10 protein-coding genes are annotated in these 7,490 nt (G+C 44.1%); all 10 read right to left on the reverse strand.

Annotated features, from left to right (window positions below; all coding sequences use genetic code 11):
* Window positions 1-909 (reverse strand): hypothetical protein (locus GPK58_RS10890; RefSeq protein ID WP_215638644.1); only part of this gene is annotated, 909 nt, incomplete at its 3' end.
* Window positions 910-973: 64 nt separating this feature from the next.
* Window positions 974-2,113: an ERF family protein gene (locus tag GPK58_RS10895; protein ID WP_215638645.1), complete on the reverse strand. Its 1,140-nt coding sequence runs from the start codon at window positions 2,111-2,113 to the stop codon at window positions 974-976.
* A 36-nt stretch (window positions 2,114-2,149) separates the two neighbouring features.
* The gene (locus GPK58_RS10900; RefSeq protein ID WP_110103107.1) at window positions 2,150-2,863 is read right to left on the reverse strand and encodes a hypothetical protein; all 714 of its coding nucleotides are present in this window, start codon (window positions 2,861-2,863) and stop codon (window positions 2,150-2,152) included.
* Between the two features lie 16 nt (window positions 2,864-2,879).
* Window positions 2,880-3,398, reverse strand: a complete 519-nt coding sequence (locus GPK58_RS10905) for a hypothetical protein (RefSeq protein ID WP_015525057.1) — start codon at window positions 3,396-3,398, stop codon at window positions 2,880-2,882.
* Window positions 3,399-3,454: 56 nt separating this feature from the next.
* On the reverse strand, window positions 3,455-4,567 hold the full coding sequence (locus GPK58_RS10910) for a hypothetical protein (protein ID WP_118044338.1): 1,113 nt from the start codon (window positions 4,565-4,567) through the stop codon (window positions 3,455-3,457).
* An 18-nt stretch (window positions 4,568-4,585) separates the two neighbouring features.
* Complete coding sequence (locus GPK58_RS13175) at window positions 4,586-4,717, reverse strand: hypothetical protein (protein WP_005423021.1); 132 nt, start codon at window positions 4,715-4,717, stop codon at window positions 4,586-4,588.
* A 476-nt stretch (window positions 4,718-5,193) separates the two neighbouring features.
* Window positions 5,194-5,421 (reverse strand): cold-shock protein, encoded by a 228-nt coding sequence (locus GPK58_RS10915; RefSeq protein WP_173903349.1) that lies wholly within the window; start codon window positions 5,419-5,421, stop codon window positions 5,194-5,196.
* 113 nt (window positions 5,422-5,534) lie between these two features.
* Window positions 5,535-5,993, reverse strand: coding sequence for a hypothetical protein (locus GPK58_RS10920; RefSeq protein ID WP_110103104.1), 459 nt, complete (start codon window positions 5,991-5,993; stop codon window positions 5,535-5,537).
* 4 nt (window positions 5,994-5,997) lie between these two features.
* A complete protein-coding gene (locus GPK58_RS10925; RefSeq protein WP_118037301.1) occupies window positions 5,998-6,687 on the reverse strand; it encodes a hypothetical protein in 690 nt (229 codons plus the stop codon).
* A gap of 70 nt (window positions 6,688-6,757) precedes the next feature.
* Window positions 6,758-7,417, reverse strand: a complete 660-nt coding sequence (locus GPK58_RS10930; RefSeq protein ID WP_252195802.1) for a hypothetical protein — start codon at window positions 7,415-7,417, stop codon at window positions 6,758-6,760.
* Window positions 7,418-7,490: the final 73 nt, after the last annotated feature.

Below are 7,490 nucleotides of genomic sequence, written 5' to 3' on the forward strand. Positions count from 1 at the left end.
ATGATTGGAAACTCCAGGGACTCCAATATAAGGATTTCCTGTACACATCCATGCGATCTCTGCCTTTAAGATCCCTTCTGTTACGTAAACCGTGCCATCCTTTATTTTCCCAAACATTCCTGCCGGGCTGCCGCTTGATGTGCCTTTTTCTAAGCCGCTGCTGGTAAACCAGAGGTACTTCCGTTCTTTTAAAGGAACATCCAGCCGGATCTGGAATCCTATGATCCGTTCCTTCCCATCCCGGACCGGGCAAAGATACCCGTTATTCTTCCTATAAAAAGCAGCTTCCCAGTCACCATCCCGGTTGATGAAAAATCCAGGAACCCCATCCAGGCGAAATCCCTTTTTTAAGAGCTTTCTGGCAATGGCCACGGAATTCTCCTCATCCGTACTTAAAAAACCTCGTTCTTCCATCTGTCTGACCTCATTTAACGTCAGCCCACGTAGGAGAAGGTTCCTCCGGTGTGTTTCCTTAAGCTTAAGAAAAGTGAGCATTTCCTTATATACATTGTCCCGGTAATCCCATTCCTCTTCCGTAAGGGAAATGCGTTTCTTTTTAGAAACGATAGAAGCGAACCCATTTCGTGTCGTGGACTGCTGCCTTTTATCCGTTCCAGAAAAAGAAAGTGCCTGCTTTATCTCCCGGTAGGCTTCTTTATACCGGTTTCTCCCGTAAATGCCGGATAGTTCCGCATACAGTGTCAGCATGTTTCCGGATGCTCCGCAATGATAGCAATGGTAAACATTTTTCAGTTCTCCATTTTTGCGGATGCAAAAACTGCATTTTCCTCTTAAATCCCCGCAAAAAGGACATTCCACCGGAAATTCGTCCTGGTAAGAATCACTCAGTCTTCGGATTGACAAAAGATCTGCTACTTCTGCGATCGTAAACGATTCTCTGGCATACATGCCTTCCTCCTTTTCATAAAAGATGGCCCCGTTCCCGGAGCCACCTCGAACTGTTTCTCTGTTTTCAGGCTGCTTTTTGCATTTCCTTTTCATGATCCAAAAGGATCTTCGCAGCTTTCTGTATTTCCTGATTCTGGCCTTTGTAACGCTGTACCAGCCATTTGATCGTCTGGTAACCTCTGGCATCCTGCATCATTTCCCCAAGAGGGGTCCCGGCATAGACACCAAAATTACAGATAACCTTTTCTGCCCATTTCACTTCATCCTCTGCATCCTCTTCGTGAGCCATATCCTCCAACACTTCCTCTGCAGTCTCTTCTGGTGTTTCTTCCTCTTCTTCTGCATCAAAAGAAATCTCATCATCTTCATCAAATGGAACTTCATCCGTTTCTTCTACTGCACGGAAACCGTCTGCATCCGTCTCGGCAGTAATTTCCTCATCTACGGAGATTTCCTCGGTCTGAACCGGATCTTCCGCTTTTGTTTCTTCATCGGAAAATTTTTCCAGTCCGCTTTCACTTTCTTCCATTCCAAAAGTCATCTGTCCAGGAAGGTTTTCTTCTGTATCCGTCACTGCATATTCCACTTTTACAGGATCTTCTGATATGGCATTTCCATCACGCAGTTTTTTACGGTCCGTTTTCTTTTCCCTGACCGGTTCCGTTTGCTCCTGCTTTGCTGCGGTTTCTTTTCTTTCTGTCTTTTCCGGTTTTACGGAAGCTTCCTGCTTCGGCATTTCTTCTTTTTCCGTCCCACGCATGTCCGGATCGTCTATTCCAGATGCTTGCATGATGTTGAATTTATTTAAGAAATAATACTTCAGGCCATACGTCCATGCCGCACCTTTTGCTTTATCCGGTGCTTCATTGGTTCCAATGACATGCAAAAAGCTCCGTACCTTGTCTCCCGGACGGTCTGCATTGGTCCAGCACAGCTCCAGATCAGCCTCATATCTCCAGAGTGCTCCCATTTCCTTTAAAAACACGGAATTGCCCTGTTCGTCCATCTGTGTCGGCCTTTCACTTAAGATGTCAAAATCGACCCCGTATTTATTAAGGGCCGGTGTCAGGCATTCATAAATATCATCCAGTTTTACAAAATCATAAGTAACGTCCTCACTGTACCGTTTGCGGATCAGCTTCGGCACTTTCTTCCGGATCCTGATCATCTTCTGGTTCAGATTCATGTAATTGTATTTACCCATATTATTCGTTTCCTCCTGATTTTTTCATTTTTTATACTAAGCAGAACGCGGAAGGCTTACCTCCGGCCCTGTCCCAGTCTTTTTTAACATTTCTTCCATTTCCTCCCGGATACATCCGATACAGATCTTCTTTTTTGAAATCTCCGGAAGTTTTTCAAGCAGCCACTTCTGGGCGAAAAGCTCTGCTGCCCGCTGTGGGTTGCTTAAATATTCCAGAAACATCCAGTCAGAAAATTCCCACTTCATATCCGCAAAATGAAACTGCGGCTGATAGATCAGATCCTCCGGCCGCTTTCCTTTTTTAATAAAACGGTCTGCATTTAGCTGGATATAAACCCTGCTGATCTCCGGGATCATCTGTGCAGCTGCATACCCGCCTTTTAACAAAAGTTCATCCCATTGTTCCCGGATAAGTTTCTTTCCAATGCGGCTTATCTGTGTTTCCAGTTTCGGGATCAGATCTTCACGCACAGGAAAACCAAAATCATCCGGTATCCCGATCGGCTTCAGAAAAAGATCTTCTGCTTCATAAAGGGAATACTCCGGCATGTGGATCACGGCACACCAGTTCCGGTCTGTTTTTCTGTTTTCCTTTAAACAGTCAAAGAAAAAGAAACAGTTTCCATATCTTGCCTTTATAAACAGTTGTCCGGAAAATTCTTTTACTTCACAATCCGGCGATTTCAGCCATGCGATCAGTTTTTCTGCCTCCCTGCTCTCTTTTAACCAGTCCGGAAGTTTTCTATCCATCACATACCTCCGTAATTTAGATGTATGGCAGGGAATACCTGGAATACACCATCTTTGCCCGTTTTAAAAATGCAGAGCCTTTTTCTGCTTTTGCAAACCATTCCACGAAAAACCGTGTCAGGTTCTGCTGCAGTGTCCGGTGGGTATCAAGGGCATAATCCACAAATTCCCCATATCCGTCCATACTTCCTGCAAGCAGGTAGCAGGTAAACATTTTTGCCATCTGCTCTTCATCTGAAGGATTGATCTCCATTTCCTCTGCACCTTCATACACCAGGCGCACCCTTTCTGGCTGTTCCTTTACATGCAGGCACAGATCATCGGCCATCAGTTTCGATGCTTCGTTTCGAAGGTCGTAATATCTGACCTCTGAAAGACCTTTTAGCCAGGCAAAGCCAAGATACGTGTAATTGTCTTTTATTTCCTGCTGCTCTTTTGCCATGGACTCCATAAATTTTTTGTGTCCGGTGGGATGGCAGTTCAAGTATTCATCTACCAGCAGCCTTGCCACATCTTTTCCATTCGTAACCTTCATGTTTTCCTCCCATCAAAAAAAGACAGTCCATGCTGTCTCCATTCTTTTAAACCCTGTTAGTATTTTACAGTGCCAGGAATATCATATTCATGCCAGCGTTTTGACACACAGCCGGCAATTTTTTCTTCCAGAGCTAAAAGTCCTCTCTCATTCGTCTTTTCCTGCCTTGCAATGGTAATGGATTCACAGATCCCGCAGTAGATCTCGTATGCGCTGCATGGCTCATTCCCGGTAGTAGCCTTAAACTGCTCCACGGTTTCTGCAAGCAGTTTTTTTCCAAATCCCGCCTGCTTCATGATCCCTGCCATGGCATTTGCCGGATGCTCGATCCAGATATCACACAGCCGCATGACCCCTTTTAAGACTTCCCGGTAGTAATCAAAGATCGACTCTATGTTTTCCGTGAAATCTTCCATTCCTTTACAGTTTTTGTGCGTAACCTTCAGGGCATTGCCAAGGATCACATTTCTTGTCGGCTCCTGCAGGGAATAAAAAATATTCGCTCCGGACACACCAACGTCTGACGTAGTGATCCGTACAACTGCTTTTATGTCCTTATCGGTCTTTCTTCCATAATTCTGCATCAGTTCCTTATAAACATCTGTAAGTTTCGTATCTTCCAGCTGCCAGGACGCCGTAACAGAATAATGGTCTGCATAGCCGTTTAAAAACGTTGCCTTCTCATAGTCCCCATGGATATATGCCGAGGTAACCATGTACATATCCGGCATGGATATGATGGCATAATCTTTTTCATCACCGGACAGGACTGCCCTTATTTTTCCTTCACAGAAACGGATTAGTGCTCTTCCTCTTGCAACCTTCAGGCATTTATTCAAGATCTCTGCCAGTGTTTTCTTATCGACATCTGCCAGGGCTTTGCCATCAATCCTGGCCCGTCCTTTCAACGATTTGATTGCTGAATTTCCTATATAACAGATCCTCTCGGGCAGGATAAGAACCAGCCTGGAATGAGATAAGGTATCTTTTTCCAGTGCTTCCAGGGAAATGCCCGGAACCTCTGTACAGGTTTCCTCTCCTGCAGCTGCCACCTTTAATTTCTTACTGGTGATCCGGATCCATTCTGCCCGGCTGTCTATCTCTTCCAGATACTCGCACAGTTCCTTTTCTGTCCGGAACTCCTTATAAAAGTCATCTTTATAATACATAATGTCCGCCTTTCCACGCTAGCTGAAAATCCGGACTTCAACAGCCTGTATCTTTCCATCTTCGATGCAAAATACATAGCCGTCTTCTGCCATCTCCATAAGCATTCCAATTTCCAGTGCATTTGCGTTTTCCCATTTAATTGTCTCCATAATCGACCCTCCTGATTTTACAATGTGTTTTCTTTTTTTGATGTTCTTAAGGTATTTCTTTTTGCAGTTTCCTTAACTGACAGTTTCATTCGTGCTCCTCCTTTCTGCTTTTTATGCAATAAAAAAAGACACAAAAAGAATCTTCTTTCCTTCTTGCATCTTCCTTATATTTTGCATATCCATTTTTTCTCATTAAGGGCAAGAACGCCCCAAAGTGTTTCTTCCGGAATGTCCGGAACTAAAGAATAACCACAGTCTTTTATAGACTGTTAAATTATTTTTCATTTAAAGACTACCACAACATTTTGTGGTTGTCAATTAATTTTAACTATATATTGTGTTATTGTGTGAGCTATCTTTATTATTCTGCTACATGTTGTGACAGGCGGCATGATACCGCCTGTCTTTTCATCCGTCTGCATAAGTGCATGTATCTGAGGGGAATAGGTAATCTGTACATGCACTATGAAAACGTCTTACTCAGCGTTTGGATCCGCCGGGGAAATATTTTTGGCAAGGCTTCGCCCGTTGGCATCCGTCCCTGCTTCAAAAAGGACCGGCTGGCCACCGCTTAATTTCCGGTATCCATCCATCTGGATCTCCGAAAAGTGGGCGAAATAATCAATCCCGTCTTCACCGATGATAAAGCCGTATCCTTTCTGTGCGCTGAACCATTTCACGGTTCCCTGTAGTGTTTCTGACATGTCCTTCTCTCCTTTGCTGTATTTCCCGCAATAGTCTTTTGCGGAAACAGGGCAGCATGGAATCGAACCATGCCTGGTGCTCCCCTCCCTGCTATAAAAGGAATCTCTTCCTCTTATATTTCTTCGTTTCCCAAAAAAGTCCCGTTATTGAGTGCTGCATCCACCCGGCGGATTCCTACCAGCTTCTTTTCATTTATGCCAAAATAAAACCGGTAACGTTTTCCCTCCAAAACTTTTACGTTTTTATCCAGCAAAAGTTCACTCTGCCGTCCGGCCGGATCACTTACCCGGATCTTCCGTAATCTTGCAAAGGGATTTTTCCCGTCTATCCCGGTTACCAGCCCTTCCACGATTTCATAGGTCTTTTTATCCGCGGTGCGGAAAATAAGATATGTTCTTATAAACCCGATAATCCCAAGCAGGAAAGACCAGAAAATAAAAGTTTTGTCTTTCATCCATGTTCCCATAAATGATCCGAAAAGCAGGATAAAAAGAGACAGGATGCCATATCGCTGGATCCTGTCCTTAAAAAAATCCGGTATATTCTGATAACGTGTTCCAAAATCTTCCAAGCATCTATACAGCCTGTGCCAATACGGATGTTCCGTTTGCTTCAAGGCAGTCCTCCCTTCTTATGTTGTCGATCACAAGCTGTTTCTTATAGTAAAGCTGCGCTACACGGCTTATAAATTCCCGTTGTATCTGTTCCTGGAGGGAATCTGCTAAATTGGGTTCCCTGCTTTTTGCCTCTTCTTTTAAACATTTCAGGTGGCAGGAAACATCCCCTTCTCTTTGAAGATAGGAAAGTAGCTGGTATTCCTCTTCTGTAAGCAGCGGTTTTTTAAAAGCCCTCAGTGAAAACTTCAGTCCTTTTCCCATGGAAAGGGCTTCCATAAAATGCTTCATGCGTTCTGTCCGTGAAAAGGCCATGGGAGCCATGACTGACCGGCTGATAATGCTGTATACAGCTTCCTCTCTGGTACATCCTTCTGTCAGCACAACCAGGCCCCGCTTTACCAGACGGTTCAGGCAAAACTGAAAATCCTCTTTGTCCGCCCATTCCTGTGCCTGCTTTTCTCCAAGGCTAAATACAAGAAGACGATGCATCTGGGAGTGGACCTTATCCTCTTCACAGAAAGACCAGGTGAGCGCAGCCCACAAAATAGTTTCCATTTCTGTAAGTACTTTTTCTTCCCCATCTACCCAGACACAAAACCTTCCATCTGCATCATCTTTTTTCATTCCGATTGCTGTATACCATCTCATGACATTTCCTCCTTGTCATTTTCACTCTTTCTAATCTCTGCTTCTGATCTGTTTTCTTTTATATAACTTGTTACCCATACATCATTTCCAGGAGTTTTGGAAGTACATACCCCAAAAGCATGCCTGCTGCCGTACAGATTCCGATATTCGGCCGCCGCAGTTTCCATACTTCCTGTGTTTTGGTCCCGATAATCCTTGTTCTTCCCGGTACGATCCACCTGAGTTTCCGATAAAACTCCATGAATCCCTGATTGTCAAAGCCAAAGGATCGTACACAGAAAACATCCCGTTCCTGTTCTTCTTCATCCAAAAGGAAAAAGCTTTTCTGTTCTTTCCCTTCTTTTCGGATCACGATATAAAATTCTGGAATTCCCCGTCTGGTTCCTTCTACGATCTTATCCATCTCATCGTAAAAGATCCTGCAGGACTCATATTTTCCGTTTTTTTCCGGCTGGCAGACTGCCAGGCTGTCCTCTTCAAGTGCCATATAACAGTTTTCTGCCTCCATGATCCTCCGACTGATTTTTATGGCCTGACGAAGAAGCAGGATTATCGCAAGCGCCAGTGCAGTACACAAATATACAAGATCCCAGCATCTTTTCTGGTATATGAAAAAGTATGCGCTGATTCCCTCTGCCACACTGCATATTGCTGTCATAATAAAATACTGTTCTTTAAGGTCCATCAGATGATATACATCATCTTCTGTCGCCTGTAGTCTCAAGGGCATCCATCCTTTCCGTCATGCCACGCTTATTTTATCCGGGGATTTCTTTTTTTCCTCTCGGCTTTTTATATAGTCT

It is taken from the genome of Blautia sp. MCC270 (assembly GCF_018785605.1).
GTDB lineage: Bacteria > Bacillota > Clostridia > Lachnospirales > Lachnospiraceae > Blautia_A > Blautia_A fusiformis.

Excerpts from the sequence above, each read along its gene's own strand:
- GPK58_RS10895 (WP_215638645.1), bottom strand. The coding sequence starts at position 2,113 with ATGGGTAAATACAATTACATGAATCTGAACCAGAAGATGATCAGGATC.
- GPK58_RS10925 (WP_118037301.1), bottom strand. The coding sequence starts at position 6,687 with ATGAGATGGTATACAGCAATCGGAATGAAAAAAGATGATGCAGATGGA.
- GPK58_RS10905 (WP_015525057.1), bottom strand. The coding sequence starts at position 3,398 with ATGAAGGTTACGAATGGAAAAGATGTGGCAAGGCTGCTGGTAGATGAA.
- GPK58_RS10915 (WP_173903349.1), bottom strand. The coding sequence starts at position 5,421 with ATGTCAGAAACACTACAGGGAACCGTGAAATGGTTCAGCGCACAGAAA.
- GPK58_RS10900 (WP_110103107.1), bottom strand. The coding sequence starts at position 2,863 with ATGGATAGAAAACTTCCGGACTGGTTAAAAGAGAGCAGGGAGGCAGAA.
- GPK58_RS13175 (WP_005423021.1), bottom strand. The coding sequence starts at position 4,717 with ATGGAGACAATTAAATGGGAAAACGCAAATGCACTGGAAATTGGAATG.
- GPK58_RS10910 (WP_118044338.1), bottom strand. The coding sequence starts at position 4,567 with ATGTATTATAAAGATGACTTTTATAAGGAGTTCCGGACAGAAAAGGAA.
- GPK58_RS10930 (WP_252195802.1), bottom strand. The coding sequence starts at position 7,417 with ATGCCCTTGAGACTACAGGCGACAGAAGATGATGTATATCATCTGATG.